Genomic DNA, 17,445 nt, shown 5'->3' on the forward strand with positions numbered 1-17,445 from the left:
ATTTCAAAAACATTTGAATAAACAAAGTGCAATGAAGAGATCACAGTAGTGGTTAGTCTTACTGTAACAGAGAGCTGGTGGTTGGTGTGAACCAGTACAGGGATAATCATGAATTACAGTCTTGGAGCATCTTTTTCGTAGTAAAGATAGGATTGTCTTTATGAAGAAAGAGCGGTCAATTGATCGTTAACAGTGAAGAGAGGTAGACGGAAAGTTAGTCTACAACTAGGGTGGTACCGCGATAAATATCGTCCCTACTGATTTATTCAGTAGGGACTTTTTGTATTTTAGTGGTCCAACTTGAAAATAAAATAGTCATGCATTGAAAGGAAAAGCAGTAGTTGTTGTTTCCCTGTAACAGAGAGCTGGTGGTTGGTGCGAACCAGTACAAAAACAAGAGCGAATTACAGTCCTGGAGCATCTTTTTCGTAGTAAAGATAGTATTGTCTTTATGAAGGGAAAGACGGTCACATTGATCGTTAACAAGGAAGAGAGGTAGACGAAAGAAGTCTACAACTAGGGTGGTACCGCGATAAATATCGTCCCTACTGATTGGATCAGTAGGGCTTTTTTGTACAAAAAAAGTGGTTTTCAGCTAGTAGATAGTGTCTTTGTGGTAATTATTAGTTTAAGATAAGAAGAGGTATCGATTCCACTTAAAATTTGTATAATTAACCAGTTCAGAAAATAGAGAATTTTTCATTCTCTTACTATATTTAAAACATTAGAGGAGGATTTTCAAATGGCAAATCATGAATTAGATCAATTACGTAAACAGGTAGATGAAATTAACCTACAACTATTACACCTTTTAAACAAACGTGGTGAAATCGTTCAAAAAATCGGGGAGCAAAAACAAGTACAAGGTACGAAACGCTTTGATCCAGTACGTGAGCGTGAAGTACTTGATATGATCGCAGAGCATAACGAAGGACCATTCGAAACGTCAACAGTTCAACATATTTTCAAAACAATCTTCAAAGCTAGCTTGGAATTACAAGAAGATGATAACCGTAAGGCGTTATTAGTATCACGTAAAAAGAAACAAGAAAATACAATCGTTAATGTAAAAGGTGAATTGATTGGGGACGGAACACAAACGTTCATCATGGGGCCTTGTGCAGTAGAAAGCTTAGAGCAAGTTCGCCAAGTAGGGCAAGCTATGAAAGACCAAGGCTTAAAATTAATGCGCGGTGGTGCTTTCAAACCGAGAACATCTCCATATGATTTCCAAGGTTTAGGAGTAGAAGGGTTACAAATTTTACGCCAAGTAGCAGATGAGTTCGACTTAGCGATTATTAGTGAAATTTTAAATCCGAACGATGTTGAAATGGCATTAGAATACGTTGATGTAATTCAAGTTGGTGCACGTAACATGCAAAACTTCGATTTACTACGAGCTGTAGGTAAAGTTAATAAGCCAGTATTACTAAAACGTGGATTAGCAGCAACAATTGATGAGTTCATTAATGCAGCAGAATACATTATTGCGCAAGGTAATGACCAAATTATTCTTTGTGAGCGCGGTATCCGCACATACGAAAGAGCAACACGTAACACATTAGACATTTCTGCAGTACCGATTTTAAAGAAAGAAACACATTTACCAGTTATCGTTGACGTAACACATTCAACTGGACGTAGAGATTTATTATTACCAACAGCGAAAGCGGCACTTGCTATTGGAGCTGATGCAGTAATGGCTGAAGTTCATCCAGATCCAGCAGTTGCATTATCAGATTCTGCACAACAAATGGACATTCCAGAATTCCATAGATTCATGGATGAGTTAAAAGGTTTCAAAAATAAATTATCTTAATTCCATATCATATATGCGCTGAAGAGGAAACAGTAGTGTTTATCTCACTGTTAAAGAGAGCTGATGGTCGGTGTGAATCAGTACAAAGATAAGCATGAATTACAGCCTTGGAGCATCTTTCCCGATAACTTTTGGAGGGTAAGACGGTCAAACGATCGTTAAAGAAGAAGAGAGGTAGACGATAGTTGTCTACAACTAGGGTGGTACCGCGATAAATATCGTCCCTACTGAGCGCTCAGTAGGGACTTTTTTGTACAAAAAAATAGTAAAGGAGCAAGAGAAATGAGATACATTACAGCTGGAGAATCACATGGTCCGCAGTTAACAGTTATTTTAGAAGGTGTACCGGCAGGTTTAACATTAACAGCGGAACATATTAATAAGGAATTATTAAGAAGACAAAAAGGACATGGGCGCGGAAGACGCATGCAAATTGAAACAGATACAGTTGAAATTGTAAGTGGTGTTCGTCACGGGATGACACTTGGCTCACCGATTACGTTAATCGTAAAAAATGATGATTTCAAACATTGGACGAAAGTAATGGGTGCAGACCCAATTTCAGAGCAAGAAAGTAAAGAAATGAAACGCACAATTACAAAACCACGTCCAGGACATGCAGATTTAAACGGAGCTATTAAATACGGTCATCGTGATATAAGAAACGTATTAGAGCGCTCATCTGCAAGAGAAACGACAGTTCGTGTAGCTGCTGGAGCAGTTGCGAAACAAATTTTGAAAGAGTTAGGTGTGGAAATTGCAGGGCATGTGCTTGAAATTGGTGGGGTGCAAGCGAAGCATATTTCCAACTTATCAATTGAAGAGATTCAAACGATAACTGAAAATTCACCTGTTCGATGTTTAGATAAAGAAGTAGAACAAGAGATGATGGATGCGATCGATAATGCAAAAAGTAGTGGAGATTCAATCGGTGGTATTGTCGAAGTCATTGCAGAAGGTATGCCAATTGGTGTTGGTAGTTACGTTCATTACGATCGTAAATTAGATGCAAAACTCGCTGGTGCTATTATGAGTATTAATGCATTTAAAGGTGCTGAAATTGGTGTTGGTTTTGAAGCGGCAAGACAGCCAGGAAGTAAAGTGCACGATGAAATCCTTTGGGATGAAGAAAAAGGGTACACGAGAAAAACGAATAATGCCGGCGGTTTAGAAGGTGGTATGACAACGGGAATGCCGATTGTTGTAAGAGGTGTTATGAAGCCGATTCCTACATTATACAAACCGTTAGCAAGCGTTGATATTGATACGAAAGAAGCATTCCAAGCGAGTATTGAAAGATCTGATAGTTGCGCAGTACCAGCAGCAGGTGTAGTAGCTGAATCTGTTGTGGCATGGGAACTTGCAGATGCACTAGTCGAACAATTCGGAAAAGATCGTATAGAATTATTAAAGCAAAACATTACACAACATAACAAATACGCAAAAGAATTTTAAAAAAGGTGGGTTTAACATGCAAGTAAAAGATCAACTATCATCCTTACAACCATATAAACTAGGTAAATCACCAGAACAAATGAAAGAAGTGTACGGAGATCATTCGTTTGTGAAATTAGCATCGAATGAAAATCCATTCGGTTGTTCGCCACGAGTGTTAGAAGAGTTACAAAAATCGTGGTTGGAACATGCTTTATATCCTGACGGAGGTGCTACAACGCTCCGTCAAACAATTGCAGAGAAATTACAAGTTCAAATGGAACAAATACTTTGCGGTAGTGGTTTAGATGAGGTCATTCAAATAATAAGTCGCGCCGTACTTCGAGCTGGAGATAACATCGTAACGGCAGGTGCAACATTCCCACAGTACCGTCATCATGCAATTATTGAAGGTTGTGAAGTGAAAGAAGTTGCTTTAAATAACGGTGTATACGACTTAGATGAAATTTCGTCAGCAGTTGATAACAATACGAAAATCATTTGGCTTTGTAATCCGAACAACCCTACAGGCACATATGTGAATGAGCAAAAATTGATTCAGTTCATTGAAAGCATTAGTGAAAATACGTTAATTGTCATTGATGAAGCGTACTATGAATACGTAACAGCAAAAGATTTCCCTGAGACATTACCGCTTCTAGAAAAACATAACAACATTCTTGTACTTAGAACGTTTTCTAAAGCGTACGGATTAGCCTCTTTCCGCGTTGGTTATGCGATTGGCCAGGAAGAGTTAATCGAGAAATTAAATGTCGTACGTTTGCCATTTAACGTATCTTCATTAGCGCAAAAAGCAGCAACGATTGCTTTTAACGATGAAGCGTTTATTGAAGAAATTGTACGTGTTAATACAGAGGGAATACAACAATACGAAAGTTTTTGTAAGGAAAACGAAATTCCATTTTATCCGTCACAAACAAACTTCATCTTCTTACCGGTAGAGAATGGTGGAGAGATTTATGAAGCTTGTGCACACGCAGGGTTTATTATTCGTCCGTTCCCGAATGGTGTCCGTATTACAGTCGGCACAAGGGAGCAAAATGAAGGAGTGATTTCAGTGTTAAAACAACACTTTGAAAATAAGAAAAATAAGTCTCGAGATGAGGCAAATGTGTAAAAAGGTAGTATTAATTGGAACAGGCTTAATAGGAGGTTCTCTCGCATTAGCAATTAAGAAAGAGCACGATGTAACGATAACAGGTTATGATATATTTCAAGAGCAAGTAGAGCGTGCAAAAGAATTACACGTAGTAGATGAAGTAGCAGTAGATTTACAGCGTGCATGTGAAGAGGCACATTTAATTGTTTTTGCTTCTCCAGTTGAAGAAACGAAGAAGTTATTACACAAATTAGCGTCATTTCGTTTACGAGAAGATGTGATAGTGACCGATGTTGGTAGTACAAAAGGAACAATTATGAACGAAGCGGAAGCTTTATTTTCAAAGGAAATTTCTTTCATTGGTGGACATCCGATGGCAGGTTCTCATAAAACTGGGGTTGAAAGTGCAAAAGCACATTTATTTGAAAATGCATTTTACATTTTAACACCGATGAACCATGTGCCAAATGAACAAGTGGAAGAACTAAAAGGTTGGTTAAAGGGAACGGGGTCTCATTTTCTCGTTTTAAATACAGAAGAGCATGATTATGTAACAGGGATCGTTAGTCATTTTCCGCATCTTATCGCAGCAGGGTTAGTCAAGCAAGTGGAGAAACATGCAGGAGATAATCCGCTCATTCATCAGCTAGCTGCTGGCGGATTTAAAGACATTACACGCATTGCATCTAGTAGCCCGAAAATGTGGAGTGATATTGTAAAGCAAAATCGTGAGCATTTAATGGTATTATTAAAAGAGTGGATCTCTGAAATGGAAGAATTATATGATACTGTTTCTACTGGAGATGCAGGCGAGATTCAAAACTATTTTGCAGATGCGAAAGAATACCGTGATTCTTTACCAGTACGAAAAAGAGGGGCAATTCCTGCCTATCACGACTTATACGTCGATGTTTTAGATAAAGTAGGGGCATTGGCTCATATTACGAGTATTTTGGCGCGTGAAGAAATTAGTATTACGAACTTGCAAATATTAGAAGCGCGAGAAGGATTGCTTGGCGTATTACGCATTAGCTTCCAAAGAGAAGACGATCGTATGAAAGCGAAACTAGCGCTTGGAGAAGAAGAATACCCAACTTATGAAACAATTTAAATGAGAAGGTGAAAACATGAAAGAAAGAACGATACAACCTATAAATAGCGGATTGAACGGCAACATTACAATTCCAGGTGATAAGTCCATTTCACATCGTGCTGTTATGTTCGGCGCAATTGCAGAAGGAAAAACGACAATTAAAGGTTTCTTGCCCGGTGCAGACTGTTTAAGTACGATTTCGTGCTTTAAGGAAATGGGAGTAGAAATCACGCAAAATGGTGATGAAGTAACTGTAGTCGGAAAAGGAATTGAAGGCTTACAAGAACCGAAAGCTGTATTAGATGTTGGTAATTCTGGTACAACGATACGATTAATGTCAGGAATATTAGCAAATACACCATTTTTCTCTTGCGTACAAGGTGATGCGTCTATCGCAAAAAGACCGATGAAACGTGTTACAAATCCATTAAAACAAATGGGCGCAAAAATTGATGGCCGAGAAGAAGGAACGTTTACGCCGCTCACAATACGTGGCGGAGATTTAAAAGCAATTGAGTATATTTCTCCTGTTGCAAGTGCACAAGTAAAGTCAGCTATTTTACTTGCAGGTCTTCGGGCAGAAGGTGTAACAGCTGTTACAGAACCACATGTTTCGCGTGATCACACGGAAAGAATGCTTGAAGCATTCGGTGTTAACGTAACTCGTGAGGGAAAAACAGTGAAACTTGCAGGTGGACAGAAGTTAACAGCGACAGACGTTCAAGTACCAGGTGACGTATCATCAGCAGCATTTTTCTTAGTAGCGGGAGCAATTATTCCAAATAGTAAACTAGTATTACAAAATGTAGGAATGAATCCAACTCGTACAGGTATTATTGATGTTTTAGAGACAATGGGTGCTACATTTACTGTAGAGCCGATTAACGAAGGGGCATCAGAACCAGCTGCAAACATTACGATTGAAACATCTTCATTAAAAGGAATTGAAATTGGTGGGGATATTATTCCAAGACTAATCGATGAAATTCCAATTATCGCTTTAGCGGCAACACAAGCAGAAGGTATTACAGTTATTAAAGATGCACACGAGTTAAAAGTAAAAGAAACGAACCGTATTGATACAGTCGTTGCGGAGTTAACGAAACTAGGAGCTCGCATAGAAGCAACTGATGATGGCATGATTATATACGGAAAATCAGCTCTAAAAGGCAGTACAGTAAATAGTTACGGTGATCACCGCATCGGAATGATGCTTGCGATTGCTGGCTGTCTAGCAGAGGGAAAAACAACAATTGAAGATGCAGAAGCAGTAGGCGTATCATATCCTACATTCTTTGAAGAATTTCAAAAGTTAGCAAAATAAGGTGATGAGAAGCAGATACATTATGTATCTGCTTTTTTATGTTAGGTTGTTGTAAATTCGATATTTTTTGTTGAAACGTCTGTGTAATTTCACTTACCGAACTACAATAGTAAGAATTATGATACAATTCAATCAGGGAATGGAGGAGAATTATATGAATGTCATACAATTACAAGAAGATAAATTTAGAGAAGCATTACGTTTATCAGAATACGCTTTTCAATATAAAGTAAATGAGGAACGATTGCAGCGGCAAATCACTCGAATGAAAGAAAGTCATGAAATATACGGCATTATGGAAGGGGAAGACTTAGCAGCAAAACTACATCTTATTCCATTTCATATATACATAGGAAAAGAAACATTTAAAATGGGCGGCGTTGCAGGGGTAGCGACGTATCCTGAGTATAGAAGAAGTGGGTATGTAAAAGAGCTACTTCAGCATTCTCTTCAAACGATGAAAAAAGATGGATATACAGTATCGATGTTACATCCATTTTCTGTTTCATTTTACCGTAAATACGGCTGGGAACTTTGTGCGAATCTTCTCGTATGTCATATGACTAAGAGCGATTTAGTTATGAAAAAACAAGTAAATGGCACCGTGAAACGTTTCAATAAAGAAAATCATCCAGAAGAAGTCGAGAAGCTATATGAAATCTTTGCAGAACGTTTTTCAGGTATGTTAGTTCGAGAGAAAAACTGGTGGTTACAAGTGGTTTATGATGATTTAGCATTAGCGATTTACTATGATGAAAATAAAACGGCAGCTGGTTACATGTTATATAAAATAGAAAACTATAAAATGACAGTAGAAGAATTTGTACCACTGCATAATGAAGCACGAAATGGTCTGTGGAACTTTATTTGCCAGCATGATTCTATGATTAAAGAACTTGAAATGACAGTAAGTGAAAACGAACCGTTGTTATATACATTGCAAGAGCCACGCGTGAAGACAGAAGTGAAACCATATTTTATGGGCAGAATTGTAGATGTAGAGCAGTTCTTAAGTAAATATGAATTTAACTGGAACGATGTACAGCAAGAAGTGATCTTACATATTACAGATTCATTTGCTCCGTGGAATAACGTAGTAGTGAGACTTGCAAATCATGAAATAACAATTATGAAAGAAGAAACAATTGATAAAGGAATAAAGCTGGACATTAATGCGCTATCTACAATAATGCTTGGCTACAAACGTCCGTTAGAGCTAAGTAAGCTGGAATTAATTAGTGGAAGCGAAGAGGAGATACGAACATTTGAAAATGTAGTCCCGGTGCGTGAAGCGTTTATTTATGATTTCTTTTAATTGTATATTTGAAAGTGAACTGTACCAAATAAAGTTTTGGTACAGTTCACTCTTATTTTGTTGTTTTTTGTCGTTAAGTCGATATATCTTGAAAATCGCTGATAAAATGTGAGTTGCGCTGATATATTCTGGAAATTGCTGATATAATGTCACTGACAGATATGGAATTAAAAAACATAACGGAACTGTGTAGCGCACTTGACTTTTAATCCATGTAATTTATAATTAAAAACGGAATGAATTTTCATTCCTGAAAATTGAGGTGAGAAAAATGGCTAAAAACAAACAAGAAGACATTTTTGATGCTGCAATACAACTTTTTGCAGAGCGAGGTTATGATGGTACAACAATTCCGATGATTGCTGAAAAAGCAAAAGTAGGTGCAGGTACCATTTATCGTTATTTTGAAAATAAAGAGTCGTTAGTTAATTCTTTATTTACGAAAAGCGTTTTACAACTATCAGAATTAATAAAAACCGATTTTCCAGTCAATGCAAATATTCGTGAACAGTTTAGCCATACGTACAACCGTTTATTTGAATTTGCGAGACAAAATGCAGATGCTTTTCTTTTTACAAATTCTCACTGTGATAGTTATTTTCTCGATAAGCATAGTAATGAAATATTCGAGGACTTTATGGGTTTCTTTATGAACTTAATTGAAGATGGAATCGAAAAAGGTTTTCTTCGTCCATTACCACCAATTGCTTTAATTATCATTGTATATCAACCAATTGAAAAATTAATTAAAGTAATGGAAACAGGGCAATTAGAATATACAGAAGAATTGGTAAAAGAACTGGAAGAAAGTTGTTGGAATGCTATTAGAATCATTTGATTCTATAGCTTTATAAGGACAGGAATGAATATTCATTCCGTGAAAGGTAATTTAAAAGGGTTTTAAAAATAATTTAATAGAGTGATAGGAATGAACGTTCATTCCGTAATGATAGTTTTAAAAGGATAGGAATGAATGTTCATTCCGAATTTAACATGAAACGCTAAAAACGGGAGATGATTCAAATGAGCAAGTTAAAAAGTTGGAGAAGTTTATCTTTTCTATTATGGATAGTTATTACTATTACAATGGTCGTAACGATGCCTAATATGGATAAATTAGTGAAGGAAAAAGGGAAAATTACAATTCCTAATACAGAACAAAGCAGTATTGCTGACAAAATGATCAAAGAAATGGATAAAGAAGGGGTTGAAAAATACGAAGTTATCGCCGTATTTAATAGTGGCAATAAAGCAGCTTTAACTACTGAGCAAAAAGAGGAAATAACAAAAACAATCAACGCTTTGCAAAATGAAAAAGAGCAATTAGGAATTAAGGAAGTTGTTTCACATTTAGATAATAAAGAATTGGAGAAACAATTAGTTTCTAAAGATAATACGACTATTTTAACGCAAATATCAATAGATAAAAAGCATGGTGAAATATCAAAAGTTGCAAATAATCTTCATAAAAAAGTGCAAACGAAAGGAGTAAAAACGTACTTAACAGGAAGTGACTTAATAGCGGGTGATTTTCTTACATCCTCTCAAGAGGGAGTGAAAAAGACTGAAGTTATTTCAATCATTTTCATTCTTATAGTATTAATCATTGTATTCCGTTCACCAATTGTTCCAATTGTTTCTCTTCTTACAGTTGGTATATCGTATTTAGTTTCAATGGGTATTATTGCTCATCTTGTAGATCAATTTAATTTTCCGTTTTCTAACTTTACGCAAGTGTTTGTAGTTGTCGTACTGTTTGGAGTAGGAACAGATTACAACATTTTATTATATACGAGGTTTAAAGAAGAATTAAGTAAACAAGAAAATGCATTTTTGGCCACGAAAGAAACATTTAAATCGGCAGGTAAAACCGTTTTATATAGCGGGATAGCGGTGCTAATTGGTTTTGCATCACTTGCTTTAGCGAGTTTTAAATTATATCAATCTACTTCAGCGGTAGCAATTGGTGTTTTAGTATTACTACTCGTAATAACCACTTTAAATCCATTTTTTATGGTGCTTTTAGGAAAAGGAATGTTTTATCCAGTTAAAACATTTAAAGGTCATGAGGATAGCCGTTTATGGGGATTCTTTGCTAAAAATTCAGTAGCAAGACCATTTGTTGCTTTAATCATCGTATTCGTGATATCGATTCCTTTCGTATTAAAATACTCTAATACACTGAATTACAATGATTTGTTTGAAGTGGATAATAAGTATGAATCAAAAATGGGTATTAATGTGATAGAAGAACATTTTCCACCAGGATTTTCTTCACCAAGTACGTTAGTGATTCAATCTAACAAAAAATTAGATGAAGGAACGTCTCTACAAACTTTAGATGAATTAACTGATAAAATTTCGAAAGTTAAAGGTGTTTCAGAAGTATATGCACCGACGCGTCCAACTGGTGATAAGATAAAAGAATTATATTTAAATAAACAAGCGGGAGAACTAAATACTGGTTTAGGCGATGCCAATGGTGGCATAAAGGAAATTAATGATGGCTTAACGGATGCGAAAGATAAAATGGGTAGTAATGACTCAAATAGTCTTGCAAATGTTCAAAAGTTAATTGATGGAACGAACGAAGCGAAAAATGGAGTATCAGCATTAGGAACAGCTTTAAATCAATTATCCACTGGCATAAACGAAGGTGCACAAGGAGCGCAGCAAATTGAGAGTGGGTTAACTTCAGTAAATGAAAATATAAATGTCCTATCGGGTGCAACGTCACAGCTTCATGCTGGTTATGCACAGTTAGAAAAGGGTTTAAGTTCTTACGAGAAATACTTCGGAAGTATTTCTCAAGCGATTGACGGTGCGAAAAAAGGATATGAACAAATTGAAGTGTTAATGACTAATTTCATTCAAACGAAACCAGAAGTAGCAAATGATCCTAATGTACAGCAAACGATAGGAATTGCGAAGGAAGCTCAAAAGCAATTAAGTGGACTTTCAAAAGAATTAAATCAATTAGCAGTGCAACATAAAGCTGCGGTGAATTCATTTAAAGAAGCGAATCAATCATTACTGAAAGTAGATAACGGCTTAAAGGAAATGAATAATGGCGTTACCGAGTTACAAAAAGGAGCTGCCGGACTAAAAACTGGATTAAACGAAGGAGCTACAGGTTCAAAACAAATTGCAAACAAATCATCTGAGCTACAATCCGGCTTAACAAAAATAAATGATGGGCAAGGGCAGCTTTTAACTGGATTGAAAGACCTGCAAGAAAAGATGGGGCAATTACAATCCGGCTTATCTAAAAGTACAGAAGGGCTTGGAAAAGTAAGTAACGGCCTAGGGGATGCTCAGAAATATTTAGGCGAGCTTAATGAGTCAAAAAGCTCTGAGAAATTTTATATTCCTAAAGAAGTGTTAGCGGGAGAAGATTTCCAAAAAGCATTGAATACGTACATGTCACATGATAGAAAGACTGCTAAAATGACAATCATTTTAGACGTAAATCCGTATTCAAAAGAAGCGATGCCAATCATTCAAGAAATTAATAAAACGATAGATGGTACGCTAAATGGTACTGAATTAAAAACGGCGAAAAAAGCGATCGGCGGGACAACAGCTAGAAATGTTGATTTAAAAGAAGTAACCGGGCAAGATTTCTTACGTACAGCTACAATTATGTTGATTGGAATTGCGATTGTATTAATCGTAATTACACGCTCATTACTAAACACAATATTTATTATTGGCTCATTACTATTAGCGTACTTTGCATCACTTGGTATAAGCGAACAAATTAGTGCACATGTATTACATGTAGATTCATTAAGCTGGAATGTTCCATTCTTTAGCTTCATTATGATTGTCGCTTTAGGAGTGGATTATAGTATTTTCGTAATGATGCGCTATAACGAGATAGAAGGGGATTCGGTAACGAAAATTGTAACTGCATCTCGTCATATAGGAGGAGTTGTATTATCAGCGGCGCTAATTTTAGGCGGGACATTTGCTGCATTAATTCCGTCAGGTGTATTGACACTTATACAAGTAGCATCAGTTGTTGGCGTTGCACTATTACTATTAGCTTTAACCGTGATGCCGATATTGTTACCTGCTTTAATAGGGTTAACGAGTAAATTGAAGAGTTATAAAGAGAAAATAATAAATACGAAATAAGAAAAAACTGTAGGGAATGTTTTCTCTACAGTTTTTTCTGTATATAAAAATTAAAAATAGGAAATTAATCCAATGTATTACAGAGTGAGAATCGATAAAAACTATCCGATTTCATTGTAGAAAGGTAATCAACCGTTGCTATTCATCCAGCTTCTACTATATAATAGCTATAGTCTACAATAATTGAGTCGTAATATGCGATTTTTTAAGACAATCGGTGAGAAAACGCTGAAATAAGCGGTATTAGTAGGAGGACACAAATGATTACAGTAAGTAACGTTAGTTTGCGTTTCGCGGATCGCAAATTGTTTGAAGATGTTAACATAAAATTCACGCCAGGTAATTGCTACGGTTTAATTGGAGCAAACGGTGCTGGTAAATCAACATTTCTAAAGATTTTATCTGGAGAAATCGAACCATCAACAGGTGACATACATATTACGCCAGGTGAGCGTCTAGCAGTATTAAAACAGAACCACTTCGAATATGAAGAGTTCCCAGTATTAGAAACAGTAATTATGGGTCACACGCAACTTTATAAAGTAATGCAAGAGAAAAATGCTATTTACATGAAAGAAGACTTTAGTGATGAAGATGGTATGCGTGCTGCTGAACTTGAAGGTGAGTTCGCTGAGCTTAACGGTTGGGAAGCTGAGTCAGAAGCTGCAATCTTACTAAAAGGACTTGGTATTGGTGAAGATCTTCATGATAAGAAATTGTCAGAATTAACTGGGGCAGAGAAAGTAAAAGTATTACTTGCTCAAGCTTTATTCGGTAAACCTGACATTCTATTACTAGATGAGCCTACCAACCACTTGGACTTAAAAGCGATTCAATGGTTAGAGAACTTCTTAATGAACTTTGAAAATACAGTAATCGTTGTATCCCATGACCGTCACTTCTTAAATAAAGTTTGTACGCACATGGCTGATCTTGATTTCGGTAAAATTCAACTTTATGTTGGTAACTATGACTTCTGGTATGAGTCAAGCCAATTAGCTTTAAAATTAACACAAGATGCTAATAAGAAAAAAGAAGAGAAAGTAAAAGAGTTACAAAACTTCATTGCACGCTTTAGCTCAAACGCATCTAAAGCGAAACAAGCAACTTCTCGTAAAAAATTATTAGATAAAATTACATTAGATGATATTAGACCATCATCACGTCGTTATCCATTCGTTGGTTTCACACCTGAGCGTGAAATAGGAAATGACTTATTAACTGTTGAAGGACTTTCTAAAACAATTGATGGCGAAAAAGTGTTAGATAATGTGTACTTCACTTTAAATAAAGGTGATAAAGTTGCATTTATCGGTCGTAACGATATTGCGATGACAACATTATTTAAAATCCTTATGGGTGAAATGGAGCCAGATAGCGGTTCATTCAAATGGGGTGTTACAACATCTCAATCGTATTTCCCAAGAGATAACTCTAAATACTTTGAGAACAGTGACTTCAACTTAGTTGATTGGTTACGCCAATTCTCTCCACAAGATGAGTCAGAGAGCTTCTTACGTGGTTTCTTAGGCCGTATGTTATTCTCAGGTGAAGAAGTTAAGAAGAACGTTTCTGTATTATCTGGAGGCGAAAAAGTTCGTTGTATGCTATCTAAAATGATGTTAAGTGGTGCGAACGTAATCACACTTGACGATCCGACGAACCATTTAGACCTTGAGTCTATCACTGCATTAAACAACGGTTTAATTGCATTCAAAGGTACAATGTTATTCACATCTCATGACCATCAGTTCGTACAAACAATTGCAAACCGCATTATCGAAGTAACACCAAACGGTGTAATCGATAAAGAGGCAACTTACGATGAGTACTTAGAAAATGAAGAACTTCAAAAACAAGTAGATGCAATGTATAAAGGTCAATAATATATGATGAAAACCCCCGCTCTTTGTTAGAGCGGGGGTTTTGTTGAAAAGAGATGAAGACCAAGGTACGAAATGAATAATTATTCAAATATAACATTTATGGTGGTAAGAAGTTGTAATGTTATGATTGCATAGATTTTTGACATATAGATGACATGTAATGTGTATAGAATTGAAGGAGTTAATTGTAACAGGAGAAGTGTATTTTGAGTAATAAGATTAAAATACACTATTTTTTTATGTGAAAAATGTACCAAAAATGGAGATAGATTAGTTTGCGAAGTAGTGAATAAAGGTTTATAGTATGTGGTGTCATAATTAGTGGATGAAACTTGGGAGAAAACAGGAAATGTTACAAATGTATTTTGTTAAATAGAAACCAAGGTCAAAATGTCTAGAAAGAAATAGTTGAATAAATACTAGCTTCAAATTATAATTACTAATATTCTTCATATAGTTAAATAAAAATAATCTATTTGAAGAAGAAAAAATGAATAGAGAGACAGACTTATAAAAAATAAGCCTTGGATGATCAAAAGAGGTGGAGAAATGAAACAATTCTTATTAAAGAGCAAAAGTGTGTTAAGTAATCATTTTGGATTCTTTCTGTTTGCCGTTATTTTATTATGGCTCAAAACATATGCAGCCTATGTAACGGAATTTAATTTAGGAATTTCAAACACAATCCAAAAATTCTTGCTGTTTTTTAACCCGCTTAGTTCAGCAGTTCTATTTTTAGGACTTGCATTATTTGCAAAAGGGAAACGATCTTATATTTGGGTAATTATTATTAATTTGTTATTGTCGATACTTTTATACGCAAACGTAGTATATTATCGCTTTTTCAGTGATTTTATTACGTTCCCGACATTAACACAAACGAATAACTTTGGAGATTTAGGTGGTAGTATTTTCGCTTTACTACACTTATATGATCCACTATATTTCTTAGATACAATTATTTTAATTGTTTTAGTCGCAACAAAATTTGCAAATCCAAAACCTATTCGTGTTGCGAAACATAAACTATCACTAGTATTTGTAGCGGGTATTTTATTATTCAGTGTGAACCTAGGGCTTGCAGAATCTGACCGTCCTGAATTGTTAACAAGAACGTTTGACCGTAATTATATCGTGAAATATTTAGGGGCATACAATTATACGATTTATGATGGTATTCAAAGTGCGAAAGCATCAACAGAACGAGCATTAGCTGATGGAGATAATATGACAGAAGTTAGAAATTATCTTGCATCAACATATGCAAGTCCAAATCCTGAGTACTTCGGTAAAGGAAAAGGAATGAACGTAATTTATATTCATTTGGAGTCATTCCAAAACTTTTTAATCGATTATCAATTAAATGGTCAAGAAGTTACACCATTTCTAAATTCATTTACAAAAGATGCGAATACGTTATACTTTGATAACTTCTTCCATCAAACAGGACAAGGTAAAACATCTGATGCGGAGTTCATGTTAGAAAACTCAATGTACGGATTACCGCAAGGATCTGTATTTACAAATAAAGCTCATAACACGTATCAATCGGCACCAGCTATTTTAGGGCAACAAGGATACACTTCAGCAGTGTTCCACGGTAACTACAAAACGTTCTGGAACCGTGATGATATTTATAAATCATTTGGTTTTAATAAATTCTTTGATGCGTCATACTATGATATGAACGAAAAAGACGTTGTAAACTATGGCTTAAAAGATAAACCGTTCTTTAATGAATCAATTCCATTATTACAAACGTTAAAACAACCGTTCTATACGAAGTTCATTACGTTATCAAACCATTTCCCTTATCCTATTGATAAAGCGGAAGCAACGATTGAACCGGCGAAAACAGGTGACTCATCAGTAGATACGTATTTCCAAACAGCAAGATATTTAGATGAATCTGTAAAAGGGTTCATCGATTACTTGAAACAATCTGGCTTATACGATAACTCAATTATCGTTATGTACGGTGACCATTACGGTATTTCAGATAATCATAATGCAGCAATGTCACAAGTAATGGGTAAAGAAATGAACTCATTTGAAAATGCACAGTTACAACGTGTACCATTAATCGTTCGTGTACCAGGAGTGAAAGGTGGCGTACAACATCAATATGGCGGTGAAATTGACGTTCTTCCAACGTTATTACACTTACTAGGTACAGATACGAAAAATTATGTTCAATTCGGTTCAGATTTATTATCACCAGATCATAAACAAGTCGTTCCATTCCGTAACGGTAATTATGTAAGCCCAACAGTTACGGCATTGAACGGAAAATATTATGATACAACAACTGGAAAACCTGTAGAATTAACAGATGAAATAAAACAAAATGAACAAATGGTTCAAAACTCATTAAAATACTCTGACCAAGTCGTAAATGGTGACTTATTACGATTCTACACACCAGAAGGCTTCACTCCAGTAGATCGTTCAAAGTATAACTATAACCATCGTGATAAAAATAAAACGAAGGTAAAAACGACTGAAGACGGGGAAGCTAAATAAATATTAAAAAGCGCTACTCATATGAGTAGCGCTTTTGTTTGTAACTATAATTACATTGACATTATATAGTATCATCTTTAGTTTTTTGTTTCATCTTTCCGAAGAATACCACACCGATGATGATAATAATGATGAATGCCCATTTCATGAAAGGGTTACTTTCGAAAAATCCAGCGAACCATTTCTCATCTACAATCATTTTTGCGGCAGTATAAGCTAAAACAGCTGCTCCAATCGTAATGATGACAGGGAAACGGTCAACCCATTTTAAAATTAATGTACTGCCCCATACAACTACTGGAATAGACACTAATAATCCGATGATTACTAAAGAAAAGTTACCATGGGCAGCTCCCGCAACAGCGAGTACGTTATCAATTCCCATTAACGCATCAGCTATAATAATGGTTTTAATAGCAGACCAAAATCCTTCTTCAGCTTTAATATCATGATTTTTGCCCTCAGCAATTAATTTGTAAGCAATCCATATGAGGAGTACACCACCAATTAGAAGTAATCCTGGTATTTTTAATAACCAAACGACAATTAAGGTAGCGAGGGCTCTAATAGCGATAGCCCCGACAGTTCCCCATATAATAACTTTCTTTTGTTGATCTTTCGGTAATCGCCTTGCTGCTAATCCAATTACGATGGCATTATCTCCAGCTAACACTAAATCAATTACAATAATGGCAAGCAAGGCAGACAAATATTCAGATGAAAGAAAATCCATATACATATCACTCCTTATGATTAATATGTACTTATAAGCTATTCAGTATTAAGAATTC

The 17,445-nt window shown here is 35.7% G+C and carries 11 protein-coding genes and 3 other annotated features; of the genes, 10 read left to right on the forward strand and 1 reads right to left on the reverse strand.

All coding sequences use genetic code 11. The features are described from left to right. The first annotated feature begins 22 nt into the window (after window positions 1-22). Window positions 23-259: a binding site (T-box leader), on the forward strand. A gap of 54 nt (window positions 260-313) precedes the next feature. Beyond that, window positions 314-550: a binding site (T-box leader), on the forward strand. A gap of 192 nt (window positions 551-742) precedes the next feature. The 10 genes from JDS92_RS10660 (at window position 743) to ltaS (ending at window position 16,654) form a co-directional block, all read left to right on the forward strand. After that, window positions 743-1,819: a bifunctional 3-deoxy-7-phosphoheptulonate synthase/chorismate mutase gene (locus JDS92_RS10660; RefSeq protein ID WP_001273577.1), complete on the forward strand. Its 1,077-nt coding sequence runs from the start codon at window positions 743-745 to the stop codon at window positions 1,817-1,819. A gap of 9 nt (window positions 1,820-1,828) precedes the next feature. Further along, window positions 1,829-2,048: a binding site (T-box leader), on the forward strand. 53 nt (window positions 2,049-2,101) lie between these two features. Next, entirely contained in the window at window positions 2,102-3,274 is a 1,173-nt protein-coding gene (gene aroC, locus JDS92_RS10665) for a chorismate synthase (RefSeq protein WP_097959418.1), read from the forward strand. A gap of 16 nt (window positions 3,275-3,290) precedes the next feature. After that, the gene (gene hisC / locus JDS92_RS10670; RefSeq protein WP_199631916.1) at window positions 3,291-4,391 is read left to right on the forward strand and encodes a histidinol-phosphate transaminase; all 1,101 of its coding nucleotides are present in this window, start codon (window positions 3,291-3,293) and stop codon (window positions 4,389-4,391) included. Continuing rightward, window positions 4,384-5,484 carry a prephenate dehydrogenase gene (gene tyrA / locus JDS92_RS10675; protein WP_098711986.1) on the forward strand — a complete coding sequence of 367 codons (1,101 nt, stop codon included), beginning with the start codon at window positions 4,384-4,386 and terminating at the stop codon, window positions 5,482-5,484. The genes hisC and tyrA overlap by 8 nt, the downstream gene beginning before the upstream one ends. Before the next feature lie 16 nt (window positions 5,485-5,500). Next, window positions 5,501-6,790 carry a 3-phosphoshikimate 1-carboxyvinyltransferase gene (gene aroA, locus JDS92_RS10680; RefSeq protein WP_199631917.1) on the forward strand — a complete coding sequence of 430 codons (1,290 nt, stop codon included), beginning with the start codon at window positions 5,501-5,503 and terminating at the stop codon, window positions 6,788-6,790. A 154-nt stretch (window positions 6,791-6,944) separates the two neighbouring features. Next, window positions 6,945-8,105, forward strand: a complete 1,161-nt coding sequence (locus JDS92_RS10685) for a GNAT family N-acetyltransferase (protein ID WP_199631918.1) — start codon at window positions 6,945-6,947, stop codon at window positions 8,103-8,105. A 271-nt stretch (window positions 8,106-8,376) separates the two neighbouring features. Further along, window positions 8,377-8,943 (forward strand): TetR/AcrR family transcriptional regulator, encoded by a 567-nt coding sequence (locus JDS92_RS10690; RefSeq protein WP_001107297.1) that lies wholly within the window; start codon window positions 8,377-8,379, stop codon window positions 8,941-8,943. A gap of 185 nt (window positions 8,944-9,128) precedes the next feature. Then, the gene (locus JDS92_RS10695) at window positions 9,129-12,245 is read left to right on the forward strand and encodes an MMPL family transporter (protein WP_242475993.1); all 3,117 of its coding nucleotides are present in this window, start codon (window positions 9,129-9,131) and stop codon (window positions 12,243-12,245) included. Between the two features lie 260 nt (window positions 12,246-12,505). After that, complete coding sequence (locus JDS92_RS10700) at window positions 12,506-14,131, forward strand: ABC-F family ATP-binding cassette domain-containing protein (RefSeq protein ID WP_000633859.1); 1,626 nt, start codon at window positions 12,506-12,508, stop codon at window positions 14,129-14,131. Window positions 14,132-14,680: 549 nt separating this feature from the next. Further along, on the forward strand, window positions 14,681-16,654 hold the full coding sequence (gene ltaS, locus JDS92_RS10705) for a lipoteichoic acid synthase (protein ID WP_016108621.1): 1,974 nt from the start codon (window positions 14,681-14,683) through the stop codon (window positions 16,652-16,654). 61 nt (window positions 16,655-16,715) lie between these two features. On the opposite strand, the gene JDS92_RS10710 is transcribed toward ltaS, so the two are convergent. Further along, window positions 16,716-17,387 carry a TerC family protein gene (locus JDS92_RS10710; protein ID WP_000346961.1) on the reverse strand — a complete coding sequence of 224 codons (672 nt, stop codon included), beginning with the start codon at window positions 17,385-17,387 and terminating at the stop codon, window positions 16,716-16,718. Between the last annotated feature and the right edge of the window lie 58 nt (window positions 17,388-17,445).

The organism is Bacillus cereus group sp. N12, assembly GCF_016483575.1.
Lineage (GTDB): Bacteria > Bacillota > Bacilli > Bacillales > Bacillaceae_G > Bacillus_A > Bacillus_A toyonensis.

Bases quoted from the DNA above. Each gene is read 5' to 3' on its own strand.
- JDS92_RS10660 (WP_001273577.1), top strand. From the start codon at position 743: ATGGCAAATCATGAATTAGATCAATTACGTAAACAGGTAGATGAAATT.
- aroC (WP_097959418.1), top strand. From the start codon at position 2,102: ATGAGATACATTACAGCTGGAGAATCACATGGTCCGCAGTTAACAGTT.
- hisC (WP_199631916.1), top strand. From the start codon at position 3,291: ATGCAAGTAAAAGATCAACTATCATCCTTACAACCATATAAACTAGGT.
- tyrA (WP_098711986.1), top strand. From the start codon at position 4,384: ATGTGTAAAAAGGTAGTATTAATTGGAACAGGCTTAATAGGAGGTTCT.
- aroA (WP_199631917.1), top strand. From the start codon at position 5,501: ATGAAAGAAAGAACGATACAACCTATAAATAGCGGATTGAACGGCAAC.
- JDS92_RS10685 (WP_199631918.1), top strand. From the start codon at position 6,945: ATGAATGTCATACAATTACAAGAAGATAAATTTAGAGAAGCATTACGT.
- JDS92_RS10690 (WP_001107297.1), top strand. From the start codon at position 8,377: ATGGCTAAAAACAAACAAGAAGACATTTTTGATGCTGCAATACAACTT.
- JDS92_RS10695 (WP_242475993.1), top strand. From the start codon at position 9,129: ATGAGCAAGTTAAAAAGTTGGAGAAGTTTATCTTTTCTATTATGGATA.
- JDS92_RS10700 (WP_000633859.1), top strand. From the start codon at position 12,506: ATGATTACAGTAAGTAACGTTAGTTTGCGTTTCGCGGATCGCAAATTG.
- ltaS (WP_016108621.1), top strand. From the start codon at position 14,681: ATGAAACAATTCTTATTAAAGAGCAAAAGTGTGTTAAGTAATCATTTT.
- JDS92_RS10710 (WP_000346961.1), bottom strand. From the start codon at position 17,387: ATGGATTTTCTTTCATCTGAATATTTGTCTGCCTTGCTTGCCATTATT.